Annotated in this window: 19 protein-coding genes; all 19 read right to left on the reverse strand. The window is 51.5% G+C overall.

All coding sequences use genetic code 11. The annotated features are described in order from the left end of the window. Positions 1-52: 52 nt before the first annotated feature. Positions 53-2,227, reverse strand: a complete 2,175-nt coding sequence (locus TERMP_RS06880) for a heavy metal translocating P-type ATPase (RefSeq protein WP_013467661.1) — start codon at positions 2,225-2,227, stop codon at positions 53-55. A gap of 109 nt (positions 2,228-2,336) precedes the next feature. After that, positions 2,337-2,903, reverse strand: coding sequence for a hypothetical protein (locus TERMP_RS06885; protein ID WP_013467662.1), 567 nt, complete (start codon positions 2,901-2,903; stop codon positions 2,337-2,339). A gap of 5 nt (positions 2,904-2,908) precedes the next feature. Further along, positions 2,909-3,643 carry a PP2C family protein-serine/threonine phosphatase gene (locus TERMP_RS06890; RefSeq protein WP_048159787.1) on the reverse strand — a complete coding sequence of 245 codons (735 nt, stop codon included), beginning with the start codon at positions 3,641-3,643 and terminating at the stop codon, positions 2,909-2,911. Beyond that, entirely contained in the window at positions 3,640-4,821 is a 1,182-nt protein-coding gene (locus TERMP_RS06895; protein ID WP_013467664.1) for an ATP-binding protein, read from the reverse strand. The genes TERMP_RS06890 and TERMP_RS06895 overlap by 4 nt, the downstream gene beginning before the upstream one ends. A 2-nt stretch (positions 4,822-4,823) precedes the next feature. Then, on the reverse strand, positions 4,824-6,524 hold the full coding sequence (locus TERMP_RS06900) for a serine/threonine-protein kinase (RefSeq protein ID WP_081452227.1): 1,701 nt from the start codon (positions 6,522-6,524) through the stop codon (positions 4,824-4,826). 135 nt (positions 6,525-6,659) lie between these two features. Beyond that, positions 6,660-7,265 carry a hypothetical protein gene (locus TERMP_RS06905; RefSeq protein ID WP_013467667.1) on the reverse strand — a complete coding sequence of 202 codons (606 nt, stop codon included), beginning with the start codon at positions 7,263-7,265 and terminating at the stop codon, positions 6,660-6,662. Continuing rightward, positions 7,265-7,861 carry a hypothetical protein gene (locus TERMP_RS06910; RefSeq protein WP_013467668.1) on the reverse strand — a complete coding sequence of 199 codons (597 nt, stop codon included), beginning with the start codon at positions 7,859-7,861 and terminating at the stop codon, positions 7,265-7,267. Before TERMP_RS06910 ends, TERMP_RS06905 begins: the two co-directional genes overlap by 1 nt. A 10-nt stretch (positions 7,862-7,871) precedes the next feature. Then, positions 7,872-9,695, reverse strand: a complete 1,824-nt coding sequence (locus tag TERMP_RS06915) for a hypothetical protein (protein ID WP_013467669.1) — start codon at positions 9,693-9,695, stop codon at positions 7,872-7,874. 9 nt (positions 9,696-9,704) lie between these two features. Further along, the gene (locus TERMP_RS06920; protein WP_013467670.1) at positions 9,705-10,223 is read right to left on the reverse strand and encodes a hypothetical protein; all 519 of its coding nucleotides are present in this window, start codon (positions 10,221-10,223) and stop codon (positions 9,705-9,707) included. 148 nt (positions 10,224-10,371) lie between these two features. After that, positions 10,372-10,932 carry a DUF302 domain-containing protein gene (locus tag TERMP_RS06925; protein ID WP_013467671.1) on the reverse strand — a complete coding sequence of 187 codons (561 nt, stop codon included), beginning with the start codon at positions 10,930-10,932 and terminating at the stop codon, positions 10,372-10,374. A gap of 140 nt (positions 10,933-11,072) precedes the next feature. Continuing rightward, positions 11,073-11,780: a class I SAM-dependent methyltransferase gene (locus TERMP_RS06930; protein WP_202795441.1), complete on the reverse strand. Its 708-nt coding sequence runs from the start codon at positions 11,778-11,780 to the stop codon at positions 11,073-11,075. A gap of 56 nt (positions 11,781-11,836) precedes the next feature. Continuing rightward, entirely contained in the window at positions 11,837-12,412 is a 576-nt protein-coding gene (locus tag TERMP_RS11305; protein ID WP_013467673.1) for a methyltransferase family protein, read from the reverse strand. Positions 12,413-12,477: 65 nt separating this feature from the next. Next, the gene (locus tag TERMP_RS06940; protein WP_013467674.1) at positions 12,478-14,553 is read right to left on the reverse strand and encodes a heavy metal translocating P-type ATPase; all 2,076 of its coding nucleotides are present in this window, start codon (positions 14,551-14,553) and stop codon (positions 12,478-12,480) included. A 2-nt stretch (positions 14,554-14,555) separates the two neighbouring features. Continuing rightward, the gene (locus TERMP_RS06945; RefSeq protein ID WP_013467675.1) at positions 14,556-14,903 is read right to left on the reverse strand and encodes an ArsR/SmtB family transcription factor; all 348 of its coding nucleotides are present in this window, start codon (positions 14,901-14,903) and stop codon (positions 14,556-14,558) included. Positions 14,904-14,977: 74 nt separating this feature from the next. Continuing rightward, positions 14,978-16,057, reverse strand: coding sequence for an SLC13 family permease (locus tag TERMP_RS06950; RefSeq protein WP_145973202.1), 1,080 nt, complete (start codon positions 16,055-16,057; stop codon positions 14,978-14,980). Positions 16,058-16,085: 28 nt separating this feature from the next. Further along, positions 16,086-16,610 carry a hypothetical protein gene (locus tag TERMP_RS06955; RefSeq protein ID WP_013467677.1) on the reverse strand — a complete coding sequence of 175 codons (525 nt, stop codon included), beginning with the start codon at positions 16,608-16,610 and terminating at the stop codon, positions 16,086-16,088. Positions 16,611-16,663: 53 nt separating this feature from the next. Then, on the reverse strand, positions 16,664-17,566 hold the full coding sequence (locus tag TERMP_RS06960; RefSeq protein ID WP_013467678.1) for a DMT family transporter: 903 nt from the start codon (positions 17,564-17,566) through the stop codon (positions 16,664-16,666). Between the two features lie 111 nt (positions 17,567-17,677). Next, entirely contained in the window at positions 17,678-17,899 is a 222-nt protein-coding gene (locus TERMP_RS06965) for a YHS domain-containing protein (protein ID WP_013467679.1), read from the reverse strand. Next, the gene (locus tag TERMP_RS06970; RefSeq protein ID WP_013467680.1) at positions 17,900-18,106 is read right to left on the reverse strand and encodes a heavy-metal-associated domain-containing protein; all 207 of its coding nucleotides are present in this window, start codon (positions 18,104-18,106) and stop codon (positions 17,900-17,902) included. It lies immediately after the preceding gene. Positions 18,107-18,193 lie beyond the last annotated feature (87 nt).

The following is an 18,193-nucleotide window of genomic DNA, read 5'->3' on the forward strand; positions in this document are numbered from 1 at the left end:
AAAATGAAAGAAATATAGAAAAATCTTCGCAAAATATAAAATGAGAAGGTCATCAGACCTTCAAGAACTTCGCGTTTATAGCCACTATCACCGTGCTCAAGCTCATTAACAAAGCACCTACGGCTGGACTTAACAGTACCCCATAGTTGTAGAGGACACCCGCAGCCAGAGGAATTGCAAAGGTGTTGTATCCTGTTGCCCATGCCAAATTCTGAACCATCTTCTTATAGGTAGCCCTTGCGAGGTGTATTGCCGTTATAACGTCCCTCGGGTCGTTCTTGACGAGAATTATGTCGGCGCTCTCTATCGCCACGTCAGTTCCTGCCCCGATGGCTATTCCAACATCAGCTTGAATCAGAGCCGGGGCATCGTTTATACCGTCGCCGACCATTGCCACCGTGTAACCCTGCTCCTGGAGCTCCTTAATCTTCTCCGACTTCTGGTGAGGTAAAACTTCAGCGAAGAAGCCGTCAAGACCGAGCTCCTCAGCAACCCACTTTGCAACTTTGGCGTTGTCGCCGGTGAGCATGTAAGCCTTTATGCCCATCTCGTGGAGCTTCTTCACGGCTTCTCTTGATTCAGGCCTTATCTTATCTGCTAAAGCCAGAGCACCCACGAGCTTTCCATCAAGAACCAGGAAGACAACGGTCTTGCCCTGCTCCAAGACTTTGTTAACGCGCTCGTCCTCCCTCCAGAGCCCGTTCTCCTTCAGAAATCCCGGGCTCACAACAAGAACTTCCTTTCCGTTGATAACTCCCTTGACACCCTTGCCCGGAAGGACCTTCGACTCACTGACCTCGTAGACCTCAAGGCCGAGCTCCTTGGCTTTCTCAACTATCCCCTGGGCTATCGGGTGACTTGAGTGGGACTCAAGTGCCGCCGCGTACTTCAGGATCTCCTCTTCACCGAGCTCGTCCAGCGCTATTATGTCAGTTACTTCGAACTTGCCTTCGGTCAGTGTTCCGGTCTTGTCAAAAACGACCACCTGAACGTCTTTCGCTCTTTCAAATGCCTCCCTGTTCCTTATGAGGATTCCCTTCTTGGCCGAGATCGACGTTGACACCGAAACGACCAGCGGAACAGCTAAGCCAAGCGCGTGCGGGCACGTTATGACCATTACCGTGACCATCCTCTCAAGGGCGAAGACGAAGGGCTTGCCGAGGTAGAGCCACGTGCCGAGGGTTATTGTTCCAGCAGTTATAGCTATGAGCGTGAGGTAGAAGGCAGCCCTGTTAGCTAAATCCTGCGTCCTTGACCTTGTCTCCTGTGCCTGCCTGACGAGCTCAACGACCTGCATCAGGTAGGTATCCTTTCCGGTCTTCTCTATCCTGACCTTTATCGCTCCTTCAAGGTTTATTGAACCGCCTATCACAGTGTCACCAGGTTTCTTATAGACGGGCTTCGACTCACCTGTCAACATAGCTTCGTTTACGCTGGTTTCTCCTTCTATTATGATACCATCAGAAGGTATTTTCTCACCGGGTTTGACAAGGACTATATCGCCTTTCTTCAGCTCACTGACTGGAACGTCCTTTATTCCCTCGGGCGTTACGAGATGTGCTTCAGTTGGCATGAGCTTTATGAGCTCTTCCAGGGCCCTTGAAGCGCCGAGAACGGAGCGCATCTCGATGTAGTGGCCAAGGAGCATGATGTCGATAAGCGTCGCAAGCTCCCAGTAGAAGGTCTTACCCGGCAGGCCAAAAGTCACGGCTACACTGTACGAAAATGCAACGGTGATTGCCAGTGCTATCAGCGTCATCATTCCTGGCAACTTCTTCTTGAACTCCTCTATCATACCGTTGAGGAACGGCCAGCCGCCGTAGAAGTAGACTATTGCCGAGAGCGCAAACAGGACATAGTGGTCTCCCCTGAATGTGAAAGTGAATCCCAAAAACCTCTGTATTAGGGGAGATAGAAACAGTATCGGGATTGTAAGTATTGCGGAGATTATAAAGCGCTTCTTGAAGTCCTCCATCATCATCCTGTGGTGCTCCGCGTGGGAGTGCTTGTGCCCTTCGTGTCCGGCGTGTTCTTCATGTATGTGCTCGTGCTCTTCATGTCCCGTGTGTTCCTTATGGGTTGCCATTTCGTGCCCTTCGTGCATCTTATGTTCCGTCCCGTGCTCTCTGTGCTCGCTTTCGTGGGCGTGCTCCATGTCCTTCATCTCGGGGGCTCTTTCAGCCTCATCGTGCACGTGTTCGCCGTGCACCATCTTTTTTTCATCCATATTAGACACCATATATAGGGTTTCTCCAGAATAGTATTTAACCATTTTCATTTCAAAATTGAAAGATTATGAAAACCAAATTGTGACTAAAAAGAAAAAGTAATTGAGTTTATCCCTTCATCATGTCCTCGATTTCCTTCAGCCTTTTTGCAGGTTCGAGATCCTCACCGACGGATGAAACCATCAGGCCCTCGGCCATCTCAACGGTTTCGAGGTCGAACTCACCGGTCAGGATGCTCTCGCTCGTCAGATCTATCATGGTGTTGAGGGCCTCCTCAAGGTTCTCGACCTTGCCCATCGCCTTTTCGAACTCGACCTGCATCTTTGCCACGTCCTCCGCCCCCGGCCCTTCGGCTATGCTCTTAACAACGTCTTTGCTGAACTGTATGAAGTCGGCTGAGACCTTCACCAGCTCCCTCTGGATTTCTGCTTCTTCCATGAGGAGGAGCAAGCGTTTTGCCTGCTTTATCCTTTCCTCAATGGCAAGGTACTTCATGGCGCTCCTCTTGAGGAGGGCCTCGTCGCCGAGTTTCGCCGCCTCCTTTCCCTGGAGAAAAATCTTATGCTTCAAATTTTCGAGATTGTTGATGTACTGCTTCAACGCCATCTTGGCCTTCCTCATGCGTATCTTCCTCTCTATCTCCTTCTCCTCCTTCGACTTCCAGAGCTTGACCATAACCGTCACACCTCCCTAAACACGACGACAGTCACATTGTCTTCGGTAACCTTCAGGGCTTCCCCGATCAGCGCCTCCGCTGCCGTCCTGGGGTCTGATCCGAAGACAAGCTTTCCTATAATCCCCTCATCGATGTAGTCATGGAGCCCGTCCGTGCTGAGAAGCAGGACATCCCCGGCTTTCAGCTCCCACACGTAGGTGTCAACCCCAAGGTCAACGCCGAGGGCCTTTGTAACGACGTGCCTCATGGGGTGTTCTCTGGCTTCCTCCTCACTAATGATTCCGCGCTCAATGAGCTCCTGAACCACCGAGTGGTCCCTTGTCTTCGCGACTATCTTCCCCTCCTGCACAAGATAGGCCCTGCTGTCGCCGGTGTTTGCTACCACAGCCATTCTATTCCTCACGAAGGCAGTGGTAAGCGTCGTGCCCATCTTCCCCGGCCCGGGTGACATCTCCACTATCCTGCGGTGGGCATCCTCGTAGGCCCTTAGGAGGAGACCCTTTACCCCCTCCACCCCTATGCCGCGTGTATAGCCCCTCTCAAAAGTCTCACGGAGTGCTTCAACGACCACCTTCGAGGCCAGCTCTCCCCCCTCGTGTCCCCCAAGGCCGTCGGCAACGGCCAGGAGGCAGGCGTCGCCGAGGGGCAGGATAAGGAGCGCGTCCTCGTTCCGCTCCCTCCCGCCGGGATGTGAGATGCCCCAGACGATTCCTTCGGCCCCACAGGCTTGCCCGCTCATCCCCCGAACTCCTCCGCCCACTTTTCATAGCGCTCGATGTCCTTCTTTGTCAGAGGGCTCTTTATCTTCCTGAACGCCTCCTCAAAGTCCCTCATCTCAAGCGGGCGGGTTCTCAATGAGCGCTTCCTCAGCTCCTCGAAGGGAAGCCCGGCAAGCCTGTGGAGGTCTTTGTTCTCCTCGCGTATCATGTTCCATATGGCCTCCTGACAGAGGTTCCTGATGTCCCTTCCAGAGTACAGACGTCTCACGCTCTCCTCCGCTATCGCGTCCAGGTCGAGCCTCGAAATATCAAGCCCCTCAGTGTGTATCCTCACTATCGCCTTGGTCGCCTCCTTGTCCGGTAGGGGCACGTAAATCCTCTTGGGAAAGCGCGAGAGCACCGCCTCATCTAAATCCCAGGGGGTGTTTGTGGCGGCAAGCGTGAGGACGAGCTTCTCATTCCCCTCCCCGTGAAAGCCTTCAAGCTCCGTGAGGAGCGTCGAGAGCATCCTCCTGGTCGCCTCGCTGGTGTCGTTTGAACGCCTCGTGGTCAGGGCGTCTATCTCGTCGAGGAACACTATGCTCGGTGCCTTCTCCCTCGCGACCTCGTAGAGGGCGCTTATTATCTTGCTCGACTCGCCGAAGTACTTGCTCAGGACGCTTGACGCTTTAACGTTGAAGAAGGTGGCGTTTAAGCTCCCGGCGGCGGCCGAGGCGAGGAGCGTCTTACCCGTCCCGGGAGGCCCAAAGAGGAGTATGCCCCTCCACGGCTGAACCGCGGCGGGTTTTTTAAGGGCCGCTATCACGACCGTCTCCATCATGAGGAGCTTGACATCCTCAAGGCCGCCTATGTCGTCCCACGTCGTCCGTGACTTGGAGATAAGCCCCAGCACGTACTCCCTGAACTGGTCTTCCTCGTCTTTCTCCTGGGTCGTGCTCTTTCCTTCGGCGCCGACAACTGCCTTTCGGCCGTATTCACCCCTCTCTATCTGCCCGGCCACATCCTCCCACTTCTTCGCCTTCTTAAGATAGAGCTCCCCGTTGTAGGGGACGTGCCTGGCCAGCTGTCTGAGTATGGAGGCACACCGGAGGGCGCTTCTCCGAGCGGTCTCCATGTCTCCCGCGGCGACAGCCCTTTCAAACTCCTTCTTGGCCCTCTCAAACTCGCTCAGCAGGGGCCCTGAAAGGTCAACAGGCATCCTCACACCCCCTCGAATCCAAGCTTTATCTTGTGGATGATTATCTCGGCCTTCTCGACCAGCTCCTCGGGAACATCGAGGCCGTTCTCAAGGCGGAGCCTGAGCTGCTCCCTCAGGGAGAGCAGTTCTTCCCTCACCTCCCCTCTCGCGTAGTGAGCCAGGTCGTCGGCGTACTTGAGTGCATTAACAAGGTCGTTGAGCTTCAGGTACAGGAGGAACAGCTCGCCCGCGTAGTAGGCGCTCCTCGACAGGTCGTTGATTGAAACGCTTTTGCTGAGGTTCTCGCGGTAGTTCTTCCCGAGGAACTCGGCCAAATCCCTCTGGAGCTCCTCAACCGACTGGTAGCGCTCTTCCTTCCTCTTCGCGAGGCACTTCATCACGACCGGCTCAAGGGGCTTCGCGTCGGGGTTCAGCTGACCCGGCGGCACTGGCTCCTCAAGGGTTATCTTCGATGCCACCTCGACGAAGTCCTCCCCCTCGAAGGGAGGCCTCCCGGTAAGCAGCTCGTAGAGAACCGCCCCTATCTGCCACACGTCGGTCCTCTCATCTGTTCCGCCAAAGCGGGAGCTTATCTGTTCCGGAGCGGCGTAGAGCGGTGTGAAGCTGACCGTGTGGGTCGTCCTGCTCTCCTTGAGGAGCTTGCTGAGCCCCCAGTCGCTCACCTTGGCCCTCCCGCCCTTGAGCAGGATGTTGCTCGGCTTGAGGTCGCGGTGGATTACGCCTTTGGAATGGGCGTACTTTAGCCCCTCCGCAACGTCGAAGATTATCCTCGCCGCCTTTTCGGGGCTGAGGGGCTTTTCGAGCTTTGCAAGGCTCGTCTCGCAGTACTCCATCTCAAGATAGGGGAGGGGGAATATGTTGTAGTCGTAGAGCTCGACTATGTTCGGGTGGCTGAGGAGCGACCAGTTCCTTACCTCCCTGAGGAATGTCTTGCCCCCCTCCTCCGTCAGACTGAGCGGGACTTTTAGGGCAACGACGCTCCCGTCGTGCTTTTCCGCACGGTAGACCCTTGCAAAGCCGCCCTCACCGATGGGCTCAACCTTCCTGTACCTCGCGAAGAGCTCCTCCAGTGGGGTACGGGGGGTACCGCCGGTAGAGTCCTGCCTATTCCCGGCGGGAACCGGGACCGGGGCCGGAACTGGGGTTTTGGGCTCTATCCCCGTTCTCTCGATTATTTCGGTTCGCACTTTCACCTTGGCGCTTACCATGCCGGAGCGAACCACGACCTTAGCGCTGACCCTGCCCCTCCCCCTCGGAACGGCGGTGACGGTCTGGGAGACGTACTCCCCGGGCCTGACGGCCCTGAAGTACACCCTCGTGGAGCTGAGGTCGAGGTGCCTGGAGAGGTCGCCGAGGTCTATCTCGACGTTTATGGTGCCCCTGAGCAGGTTCCTGAAGCCGATCCTGAGGGGTATCTCCTCACCAGCGTGGACCTTGGGGGGAAGCTCGATTATCACCGACTTGCGGAGGAGATCCTTCATGTCCTCCTTCGGTACCGGAGGAACTGGCGGAACCGTTTTGGGATACTGCCTCTTGTACCTTCTGGATTTCGAAACGTCCTTGAGCAGGTGTTTTATCAGGTGTCCAAACCACATGGCTATCACGATGAATATTATAAATCCGGCCGCCCTCCCGAAGATGGCGGATACTATGACTATAAACACGAAGAGCTTGACGAGGCCCTCCAGGATGTCGTCGTCCATGAACCAGTGCCCCATGTGCACGCGTATCCCTCCACTTCCTGTTGAAACAGGCAGATTATGCCATTATTTAACCTCTTTTGATATCGTTTTGTTCGCTTAAGACAAACACGGGAGGGGCTCATTCCGGAGTGTAGGTCACTCAGTGACTACCTCCTCCCCCTTATCCTTCTCCCCCGTGACCTTTTCGGCCGCGCTCTCGGGCTCAAGCTCACCCTCCTTCACAGCCTGTATCGTCCTCATTATCTCCGCCAGCTCCTCGTCCTCCTCAAACTCGACGCCGGCACCAATGGCCTGGTCGGTGTAGCCGAGCATGATGTTGAGGTTCTCATTTAGGTTCTGGGCGTCGAGCTGCATGCTGACGAGGTTCTTTTCGAGTTCCTCCGGGGACATTTTCCTGAGAAGTTCCCAGGTCGGTGTGCCCTTCAGTATGGCCTCGTTCTCCTTGATTATCAGCAGGTTCGCCACGAGCATGAGCTGTTTGTTGAGCTGGGCGTGGGTGTTCTGGAGGCTCTGCTTTTTCCGGTTCAGCGTCTTAATTTTGGTCGCTATGGTGAGCTCCTCGCTTTTGCTCCTCGCTTCCTTTGCCCTCTGGAACAGCGCCGCTATCTGGGCGTCTATCTCGGCTATCTCGTCCTCTATCTTCCTTATCTGCATGTCGAGCTTGATCTGGTTTTCCCTGAGCTGGTCAATCGGTATGTCCAGGGGATTCTTCCTCCCGAAAAACCTTGAAAGGAGCCCCATCACAGCCCCTCCTCCGTCTCCCTCTCCAGCTTGGGCGAGGCTATCTTCTCCGTCACTTCCTCAACGTCGGCCTCTCCCGTCTCGACCTTGGCCCATGCATCCATGAGCTCCCTCTCGGTCTGGTCCTCCGTTCCCTCAAACTCGGCTATGTCCATCTCGAAGACCCTGTTCAGGTTCTCGACCATCTCGTCGAACTCCCTGCCGTCGAGGCTCACCTTGACGAGCACGCTTTCCAGCTGCTCGGGCTCAACTTTGGAGAGCTTGTCCCAGAGGCCTATCTTCCTAAGCTCCTTCTCGTACTTCTTGACGACTATCAGGTTCTTGACGAAGGTGTACTGCTTCTGCGCAGTCGTGAAGTCCCTTAAGCGAAGCTTCTGTTCCATGTCGAGGCTCTTGATCTCCTGGGCGAGCATCTTCTTCTTGAGCACGTCAGCTCCGATGCCCTCCTGGAAGAGCTGCTTCTTTTTCTTCTCTATGCGCTCTATCTCCTTCTTCGTCCTCTCAAGCCTGTTCCTCAGCCGTATCTCCTCTTCCTGAAGCTCCCTGAGGGAGAGCTTTTCAATCGGGTTCTTCCTAAACCTGTCGAGTATTCCCATCACCATCACCTCACTTCCGTATCAGCACGAGTCCGAATCCATCTATGTATTTCACCAGGTTGCCCTCACGGGCGATTTCATAGAAAGCCCTCCTCACGTACTCCTCGTCACCGCAGTCTAGGCACTCGCTGAGGGGCAGGTAGTCCCTGCCCTCAAGCTTTTTCCTCACGCACTCCCTGACCCTCGCGTAAATCTCCTCGTCAAGCTCAAGGCGCACCAGGGGGACGAGTGCCTTGGCGTAGCGGTCGTTGGGGTTGTGGATTACCTCACCGCTCTCCGTGTCGAGGAGTATCAGCGAGACGTTCTCCGAGTAGAAGTTCCTGTGGAAGTCCTCCGACGAGACGTACCTCCTCACCCTCTCCTCGAAGCCGAGAGGTGAGGCGATAACGAGGATCGTCCTTGCGTTCTCCTTTGAGTCCCTCGCATCGATGAGGTGCACGTTGACCTCCGCCAAGGTGAGGGGGTCGGTGTCGAGGCCCAGCTCCGCCAGCCTTTCAACCCTCGTCAGGTAAACCCCCCTAACGAGTATCCTCTCCTTCCTCCCGAGGAGCTTCTTCTCCTTCAGGGCTACCTCAACGTACCTGTTCTCCGGCAGGTTCTTGAGGGACTTCTCGTCAAGCTTTCCGGCGAATCTCGCCGTGTCCTCGCCCTTCTTCTCCTCAATCCTTTCAACGGAGTACGTTCTGCCGAGGAGCCGCACTTCTCCCGCGAATTTGCTCTTCATCCTGCCCACGAAGTTGAGCTCACCGATCCTTGCCTCGTCCCTGAGCACCAGGCGGGAGCCCTTTTCGACCTTGCCCGACATCGCGAGGATTTCCTCTATCCTGCTTTTCAGCAGGTTCTCCTTCTCGGAAAGCTCAAGCTCCCTTTTCCTGAGCTCCATCTCCTTCTCCCTGAGTTCGAGCTCCCTCCTCCTGAGCTTCTCCTCAAGGAGCCTCGCCTCGCGCAGGGCCTCCTCCTTCGCCCTCGCAAGCTCCTCCTCAAGTTTTTTCCTCAGCTCTTCATCCTTAAGCTCCGTGAGTCTCCTGGCGAGCTCTGCCTTCTCGCGCTCGAACCTCTCGATCAGCTCCTCCTTCTCCCTGCGGAGCCTCTCTACCTCCTCCAGGCTCGATGCCGACAGCTCTTCCTCAAGCTTTCTGCGCTCCTCCTCGAAGAACTCCACCATCTCTGCTATCCTCTTCTTCAGCTCCCCAACCCTAGCTTCGTAGCTCTCCCTGACTGCTTCAACTTCCTCCGTCTTTTCGCGCTCCCACTCCTCCATTAGGGTTCTGAACCAGCCGTATTTGCTTGCCTCGTTTATTGCGGCATCGATTTTCTCGCGGTAGCTCTTCCACGTCCTCTTGAGGTAGTAGCGGAGGGGGAGCTTTATCTCGGGGTCTTCGAGCTGCTCCTCTATCCACCTGTCCACCCCGAGGTAGTATGTCTTTAAGAGCTGGAGGGTCTCCTCGTCCCTGCGGTAGAGCTTTTCGAGGATGTCCTCCATCGTCGTTATCTCAAAGACGTTGTACTTCAGTATCTCATCTATCAGACCTATCTCGCGTTCCGAGAAGCTCTTTTCTGCGGGTGGAAACGCCTCACCTTTCTTCCAGAAGCTCCACGCCAGCACCGCCAGGGCCGCCTCGAACTTTGCCCTGAACGTGCTGTCAAGGTCCCTAAGAAAGTCCCCGCACTCGCCTTCGAGATAGCGCGAGTAAGAGTCCTGAATCCTCTCCCAGAGGCTCTTCCGGGTCTCGAAGTCCTCGACGGTAACGTCCCTGCCCTGCCGCAGAACCCTCTCGGCCGGACGGAGCAGGTTCCTCACGCATTCGGGGTTTCCCTCGTTGAACACCACCATGGTACCACCTCACAGCAGGAGGGAGAGCTCCCTCTCCAGCTTTCTCGCCATGTCATCAACCGCGGTGCCGTAGCCCTCGATGGCTATGACGACAGCGGTTCCGTTATCCCTCTCTTCAACCAGCACCTCCACCTCCATCCTCCCCTTTTTGGTGTACGCCCTGTATCGGGAGACGTTTCCCTCAGAGGAGACGTAGTATGCACCGAATTTTGAGAGGACGTACTTCAGCAGTTTTCGAACCACCACTGGCTCTTCCCAGGTCAGGTGCTTAATCTCCCTCCTCGTTGGGGAGACCCTTGAGCCTATGTCCTCGGGCTCCACGCGGTACACCATCACCTTCCCCTCGGTCGGGGGGTCGAGCTTTGAGAGGAGCTCCTCCGCGAAGCCCTCAACGTCGCTGGAATCTATTATGAAAGATATCCCCCTGACCTTGGAAATCCTGGCGCGGTTTGACCACTTGTCAAGGAGGTATTCAACGCGCTTTCGCTCGGCATCGTTCTCGTAGCAGACTATGAACAGATGCGGCACGACGGTTCACCCCTCATTTTTCACTCACTTACTTTAGTGCTGGGACTTTGGAGTATATAACGTTTTCGGCAATTTGGAGAAAAATACGTGCTTCAAAATTTTCCATTTTGTAAAATACTGGAAAATAGGAGGAATGCACAGGGAAAAATCAAACCCTGTCAACAACGCCCTTCAGTATCTCCTCGACCTTCGCCGCAACCTCAAGCAGCTCGTCGTTCCCGGTTATGCTCATGGCCTTCGTAGGGAGCAGCAGGCTCACGTAGGTCTTTCCGTCCTTCACGTACACCACCAGGTTGCAGGGCAGGAAGGTACCGCTGTTGATGTCTATTCCGATAAGCTGGCTTGAGAACTTCGGGTTGCAGGCGCCGAGGATGACGTATGGCTCCATGTCAAGGTCGAGCTTCTCCTTGAAAAGCCGGTCAACCCTGACCTCGCTGAGGACACCGAAGCCCTCCTTCTTCAGCTCCTCCTTGACCCTCGCCACGGTCTCATCGAAACCGGTTTCAACCTCTCTGACATAGGCGTACCCCTTCTTGGGTTCCTCCATTCCATGCATTCCGTGGCGGCCCTTTCCCATGCCTTTCATTCCCTTGCCGTGGCCCTTACAGCCACCCTTCATCTTTCCCTTACCTTTCATTCCCTTCATGCCACCCATTTTCCCGTGGCCTCCCACTCCGCCGTTTTCCATTTCATTCATTTCGCCTTTCATCTTTAATCACCTTTTTCTTTTGTTAAGCTCTTTTTAATTTGTAGCATTAATAGGGTTATTATGAGCAAAATGGTAATTATAAGCCCCAGAAATTTCCAATATTAAAGTGTGACTACAAAGCATTCTTCAAAAAACTATGATTATAACAGAAGTCTCAACCCTTTTCTAACGGCGACTCTTCCATGATTCTTCCTCCCGGGTTTTAATGCAATGATGATCTCGATGGGAAGTCCAAAAATCCGCCTCACCTCTTCGTGCATCACCAAAAAACCCGCATCCTTCAAAGTCTGGGAAAGATGAATCGGCCGGCAGTCCAAGTACTGAGGGAGCTTTTCATGGAGCCACTCGTAAATTCTCATCAGCAACCCCCTGCCTTCCTTTGACATGCTGACCACACCAAGCCTTCCGCCGGGCTTCAAAACCCTTCTAACCTCATTGAGAACCTCCGGAATTTCCGGCGTGTCAAAGAGCTCAAGGGTGAAGCTCATGAAAACGGCATCGAATTTATTATCCTCATAGGGCAGTTTTGAGGCATCCCCACAGTACAGCTCAACCCTATCCAGCAGCCCGGCTTTTTCGAGCCTTTTTCTGCTGACCTCAAGCATGCCCGATGATATGTCGATGCCGTAAACCTTTCCCTCTTTACCCACAAGCTCGGCCATTTTCTTCAAGCAGTGCCCGGTTCCAAAGCCGATCTCTAACACAATTTCTCCTTTTTTAATATCCAATAGCTCCAATGCCCTGTCTCTATACTTCCCCTCAAAGACACCAGCAAAATAATCGTAAAACCGGCTGATCCTGTCATAGGTCTTTTTCGCCTGGGCCTTGGTTCTATATACCCGCGACACTTCATGAGTTTGAGGGTTCATTTCTGTTCGCCGATATGGGTTATGTGCCAAGTTATTTATGGGTTGTCCCTCCGGCTTTTTGGACGTCCAAAATACCTTGGGGTTCTCTCTTTATACCTTCGGTATTCCTCTCCAAAAATACGCTCAAGATAAGGCTCCTCAAGCTCCACCACGTATTTATGGAAGCCGATGGCAAACGCCGCTGTGAGCAGAAGCGCAAGGAGGGATCTGCCCGCGAGCGATATCCCAAGGAAGATTAACAACAGCCCAAGGTTTTGGGGATTTCTGCTGTATCTGTAGATACCCGTGGTCACGAGCTTTGATGTGTCCAGCCCGGACATTCTCTTAAATGAGCGGAACTCCCATATGCCGAGTAGCATTATGATACTCCCCACAGCAGCAACCACAAGACCGCTAGCCAGGGCAACCGTTGTGTTAATTGGTAGTCTCCAGAGTCCCTCTAAAGACGCCCACACTATCAGAACGAAGTGGAGTATGTATGATGTCCACACTGCGATGGCGACATTAGTGGGCAGAATTTCCCCCTTCTCGTAGATTTTCTTTATCTCCGAAAACACATACCCATCCAGCACCAGCCAGAGAGCAAAGAGAACCACATAAAGCCAGCTCATTCTTTTTCACTCCCCATCCGGGTTATTTGGGAAAAAACAAAGGGACGCCGGAGGAAGAGCATCCATCACCTCAGAATTCTCATCGCGTTGAAGACCGCTATTAACGCTACACCGACGTCCGCAAAGACCGCCTCCCACATCGTCGCCTCTCCAAGGATTCCAAGCCCTATGAACGCCAGCTTAACACCGAGGGCAAAGATTATGTTCTGCCATACTATCCTCTGCGTCTTCCTGGCTATCCTGATACCCCTCGGCAGCTTGGACGGCTTGTCGTCCATTATAACGACATCTGCAGTCTCTATAGCCGCGTCGCTGCCCAATGCCCCCATCGCAACGCCCACATCTGCCCTTGCCAAAACGGGAGCATCGTTTATTCCATCTCCAACAAAAACTATTTTTTCGTTAGGTGCTTTTTCCTTCTCAAGCTCCTCAATGACCTTTACCTTGTCCTCCGGCAGGAGCTCTGCATAGAAGCCATCAAGCCCTATCTGCCTCGCTATCTCCTCGGCGACGTCCCTGTTATCACCCGTCACCATAACGACCTTCTTGATCCCGAGGCGCTTCAGCTCCTTCACAGCGAGCGGGGCGTCATCCTTTATCTCGTCCGAGATTATTATGTAGCCGGCGTACTTTCCGTTGATGACAACGTGAGCGACGGTTCCCTTAACGCGGCATGTGTCGTGCTCGATATTGAACCTGTGAAGGAGCCTGTCGTTGCCCACCATGACTTCCACACCATCTATCTTTGCCCTGACACCATGCCCAGCGATTTCCTCATATTCTTTTATCTCCGCCTCGTTGATCTCCTCACCGTAAGCTTCACGTATCGCCTTAGCAATCGGGTGGTTTGAATGCGCCTCCGCCAGAGCTGCGAATCTGAGGATTTCATCCTCACTGAAGCCGTTCCTTGTCTCTATTTTCGTGACCTTGAAGACTCCCTTTGTCAGCGTTCCAGTCTTGTCAAAGGCAACTATCGCAGCTCTACTGAGCGCATCGAGGAAGTTGGAGCCCTTGACGAGTATTCCATCCCTTGCTGCTCTTCCAATACCCCCGAAGTAGCCGAGCGGGATGGACAGGACAAGCGCACATGGACATGATATAACGAGGAGTACCAAAGCCCTATAAACCCACTTCGAGAAGGGCTCGCCGAAGACAAGCGGTGGAACCAGCGCTATAAGCATCGCAAGTCCGACGACAGCTGGCGTATAGTAGTGGGCAAAGCGTGTTATGAACTTCTCCGTCTTAGCTTTTCTCGCGCTTGCGTTCTCCACAAGCTCAAGAATCCTCGAAATGGTTGATTCCTTAAGCTCTTTTGTAACCTTAACCGTCAAAAGTCCGCTTAAGTTCACCATTCCCGAGAGGATTTCATCCCCTTCCTTTACGGTCCTTGGAACGCTCTCTCCCGTTAAGGCGGAGGTATCAACGCTTGAGCTTCCCTCGATGATAACTCCATCAACGGGAACCCTCTCACCGGGCTTTATGACAATTATGTCTCCCACTTTAAGCTCTTCGGGCTTGACTCTTACTATCTTATCACCCACCTTGAGGTTTGCGTACTCCGCCTTTAATGCCAGCAAGGCTTTAATGGAGCGCCTCGACCTGTTGACGGCTAAGTCTTGGAAGAACTCACCCACGATGTAGAAGAGCATAACTCCCACAGCTTCGGGATATTCATGAATGGCAAACGCTCCCAGCGTAGCTATGGCTATGAGGAAGTTCTCATCAAAGACGTTACCGTGGATTGAGTTCACAAAGGCGTTCCTGAGAACCTTCCACCCAACGAGGAGGTAGCTCACCACAAATATCCCGAACACAAAGGGGTTGTCGTAGTTGTAGTAGTACCTCAGGACTATTCCGATGGCGAACAGCAGGAGCGAGGGGATTATGAAGTAGAGCATCCTCTTCGGGTCGTCGTGGTCGTGGTGGTGATCGTGCTCATGCTCCTCCTTTTCGATGATCTTAACCCCCGGCTCAACCTTCTTTATTATCTCCTTTGCCTTCTCGATATCCCCCTCTATTATGGCTTCTTTGGTTGTGAAGTTGACCAGGGCAAACTCGAAGCCCTCCTTTTTCAGAGCTTCCTCTATTTCATACGCACAGCTTGCGCAGTCGAGCCCTTCCAGTTTAAGCTTCTTCGGCATGATTATTCCTCCATGTGCTTTAACGCGACTTTCAAAATCTCCCTTATATGCTCGTCATCCAGCCTGTAGAAGACGTTCTTACCGTCTTTCCTGTAGGTAACGATTTTCCTGTCCTTCAGGATTCTCAGCTGGTGAGAAATAGCTGAGACTGAAAGGCCTGTGATGTTGGAAAGATCACATGTGCAAAGCTCATCTTCAAGGAGAGCGAAGAGTATTTTAAGCCTCGTTGGATTTCCCAATGCATCAAAAAAATCCGAGATTTCCAAGATCAACTCCTCCTCAGGCAGTTTTTCTCTGGCTTTGAGAATTTTATCAAGATGTTCCTCATACACCTTACACACTTCTGTCATTTTTCATCACCTCTACATTTGAGCAATTGTGCAAATGTTTTATAAACCTTTCCATTCCGAAACATATCGAAAAACTACACAGAGACTACCAGAATAGAACTCCCCAGAGCAATCAGGAAGTATGGAATAGAATATTTATGGAAGTCCCTTATACCAATCCCAGAGATGCGGAGGGCTATAAGATTGGCGAGGGAACCAATCACTATTCCAGTGCCACCGAGGTTTACCCCAAGTGCCAAAGGGAGCCATTCTGGTTTTCCTGCAGAAATCAAAACCACAGTTGCAGGAACGTTGCTTATCAATTGACTTAACCCAGCAGAAAGTAGAACTACACCTATGGAACTTTTTAATGTGGGTAAAATATTAAAAGCGTGCATGAGCATAGAGAGCTCTTTAAAATCGATGAATATAAAAGCAAATGTAATAATCAATGCAATGTCAATAGAGAGCAGGATCCTTCGCTCAACAACTGTTAAGATAGCAAGAGTTAAAGGAAGTGCCCACAGTGCATGTCCCAGTTGGATCAACACGACATCTACAAATAACAATGTTGCAGATGAAAACATTAGAGTTTTGTTAAGCTTCACATCCGGCATTGTGAATACTTGAAACTGTTCCTTACCTCCTCCTATAAACACAAATAAAAGCAAAACAAACACCCACAGGAAAACATAAGGGAACATTGCTAAAATGAATTCATGTACGGAAACTCTATAAAACCTCCATATTATTATGTTCTGTGGATTTCCAATGGGAGTTAATGCTGACCCTACATTTGCAGCAATTGCCGTTAAGCTAACTGCTTTTTTCACGTCTATTTCGGCAATTTTAGACATGGTCATGATGAGGGGAATAAATACGAACATAGCAGTGTCATTCATTATAAGTGAGGAGGAGAATGATACAATGACTATCATGATAAACAGAAAGCGTTTTTCGTCACCATCTGAAAGCCGTATTATGTAAGGAGCGATTCTTGTAAAAACACCGGAAAGTTCAAGACCTCTTGACACCATAAGGAGTGATACTATTGCTGAAAGGCTTTCATAATCAATGAGTTTTAGGGTTCTTCCAAGCAGGGAGATATCCACAATGGAGAGCAGTACATATAGTAATAGCAAAAGAGCAAGGAACCACTCTCTTTTGGCATACAATGCTATGACCCTAATTAGCCCCCTAATATTAAATGACGTATCTCCTTACCTCCTCTGTAAGGCCGTAATCAGGTATGAGCTCCCTACCATCATAAGAAACTTTAACATGCATTATTATGAGTCTGTTCCATGCCACTGGAATTGCCCATGCATCTTCTGGCTCCCTAAATTCTGCAGCCTCAATGACATATGCCTCTTTTAATACCACCTCAATTGTTTGTCGAACTTCTTGGGGATCAATTTCAACGTTCCACGCTCTAACAGGTCTCCCCTTAGGGGATGGAGCTTTTAAATAGGGATCATAGTGTATTCTGTCTATGGCAACACCCATGTACATTACTGGGACATCAACATGGGTTTCACCTGCTGGACCCCTTCGTATCAAAGGAACCCCCGCAGTAAAAAGAGACAGAGCAGTTTTAACGACATCGATGGCTTTATTTATGAGTTTCGGATCAAAAACTTTCCTATACTCTTTCCAATCACCTTTTATTGGAGGGGGTGTTGGGGCTACCATTTCAGCAACCTCCGTTGTGATTGTTGATTGAGTCATATAAACCCCTAAATAATCTTTTCCTTATAACAGCTTATGTATTCTAACCGACTTTACTCCAAAGAAAGTAGATACACCCCAAAAAACATCAAAACGCCAAAAAATGCTTTAACTGCTGTGAAGCTCTCCCCAAGAAGTAGAAAGGCAAAGAAAGCGCCGATTAAAGAGGAAGTCGAAAAAATTGCCCCCGTCTTCATGGCACCAATCTCCCTTAAGGCGAACAGGAACAGCACGATGGAAAAGCCTATGCTGAAGGCACCAACCGTTAGTATGTAGGGGATGCTCTGGAGAGGAATGTAGAAAGGAATTCCAAGCAGAGAAGCCAGAACCAGCAGTGCACTCCCCCCAAACAGGCCCTTGAGTGATGTCACCAGAAGCAGATCCCTCTTAACGCTCAGCAGCTTGCTCAGATTATTGTCCACCGCCCATGAAAGGCCTGCTAAAATTATTAAAATGTTCCCAAGGATGCCTCTGCTCATCTCCACTCCCCTGAAGTTTTCCGTCGAGATCACAGCAACTCCAATTAGGATTAGGAGAATTCCGGTAATGCTTCTTCTTGAGGCTTTTTCTTTAAAGACCAAAAGGGCTATTAAAACAGTGAACAGCGTCTCGGTGTTGAGGAGCAAAGATGCGTTAACAGCTGTTGTCTTATTCAAGCCAAACATGAACGAAAGAGGTGCCAAAAAGGAGCCAAAAAGCACTATAAGAGTCAGCAGCAGGAAGTCCCGTCCTGAGAAGTATTCCTGAGTTTTAACCTTAAATTCAAGCCTTCCGAGGATTTTGTCCTTGAGCGGCGTAAAGCGGAGGAGCATTAAAACTATCCCCGCCGTTAGATAGATACTCCCCGCTATTATCATCGGATGAACCTCTCTGAGGGCAATTTTGTTAAGTGTTGAGCCCATTCCAAAGAGCAGAGCTGCTAAAACTGCGCCCACATAGCCGTAGTGGTAGGTCATGTATTATTCTTGAAAAAAAGCCTTATAAGGTTGATTCACACGAAAAGAAAGAAGATAACACAGGATTACACAAAACTCCAAGCAGTACCATGAAATTAAAAGGGAGAAACTTCAGTGGTGGCAACAGCCATGCTTCTTGTGACCGTGGCCATGTCCGTGGGAGTGCATTCCGTGTCCGTGCTCCATGCCCCCTTCCTTAATGTACTTCTCCGGATTTGCCTCAAACTGTGCCTTGCAGTGCGGGGAGCAGAAGTAATAGACCTTCCCTCCATATTCCACTTTAAATTCTGTCTCTTCACCAATTTCCATTCCACAAACTGGATCTATAGGCATTCAAGCCACCTCCGCTTCGTAGCCAAACTTTGCAACGGCATTAATCAAATCCTCAATCTTGAGCCTTGATTCATCGTACTCAACGACAGCCATTTTTTCCTCAAGGCTTACATCAGCTTTAGCCCCAATTTTTTCCAAAGCCCTCTTAATTGTCATTGCACAGTGTCCGCAGCTCATGTTCTTGATCTTTAAAATAACCTTCGCCATTTGAATCACCAGTTTAAACTAAGCATGAAAGTTTATTGCCCTTATCTTTTTCAAAATGGAAATTTATTACAGCAAAAACTTTAAAAA

The organism is Thermococcus barophilus MP (genome assembly GCF_000151105.2).
GTDB classification, from domain to species: Archaea; Methanobacteriota_B; Thermococci; order Thermococcales; family Thermococcaceae; genus Thermococcus_B; species Thermococcus_B barophilus.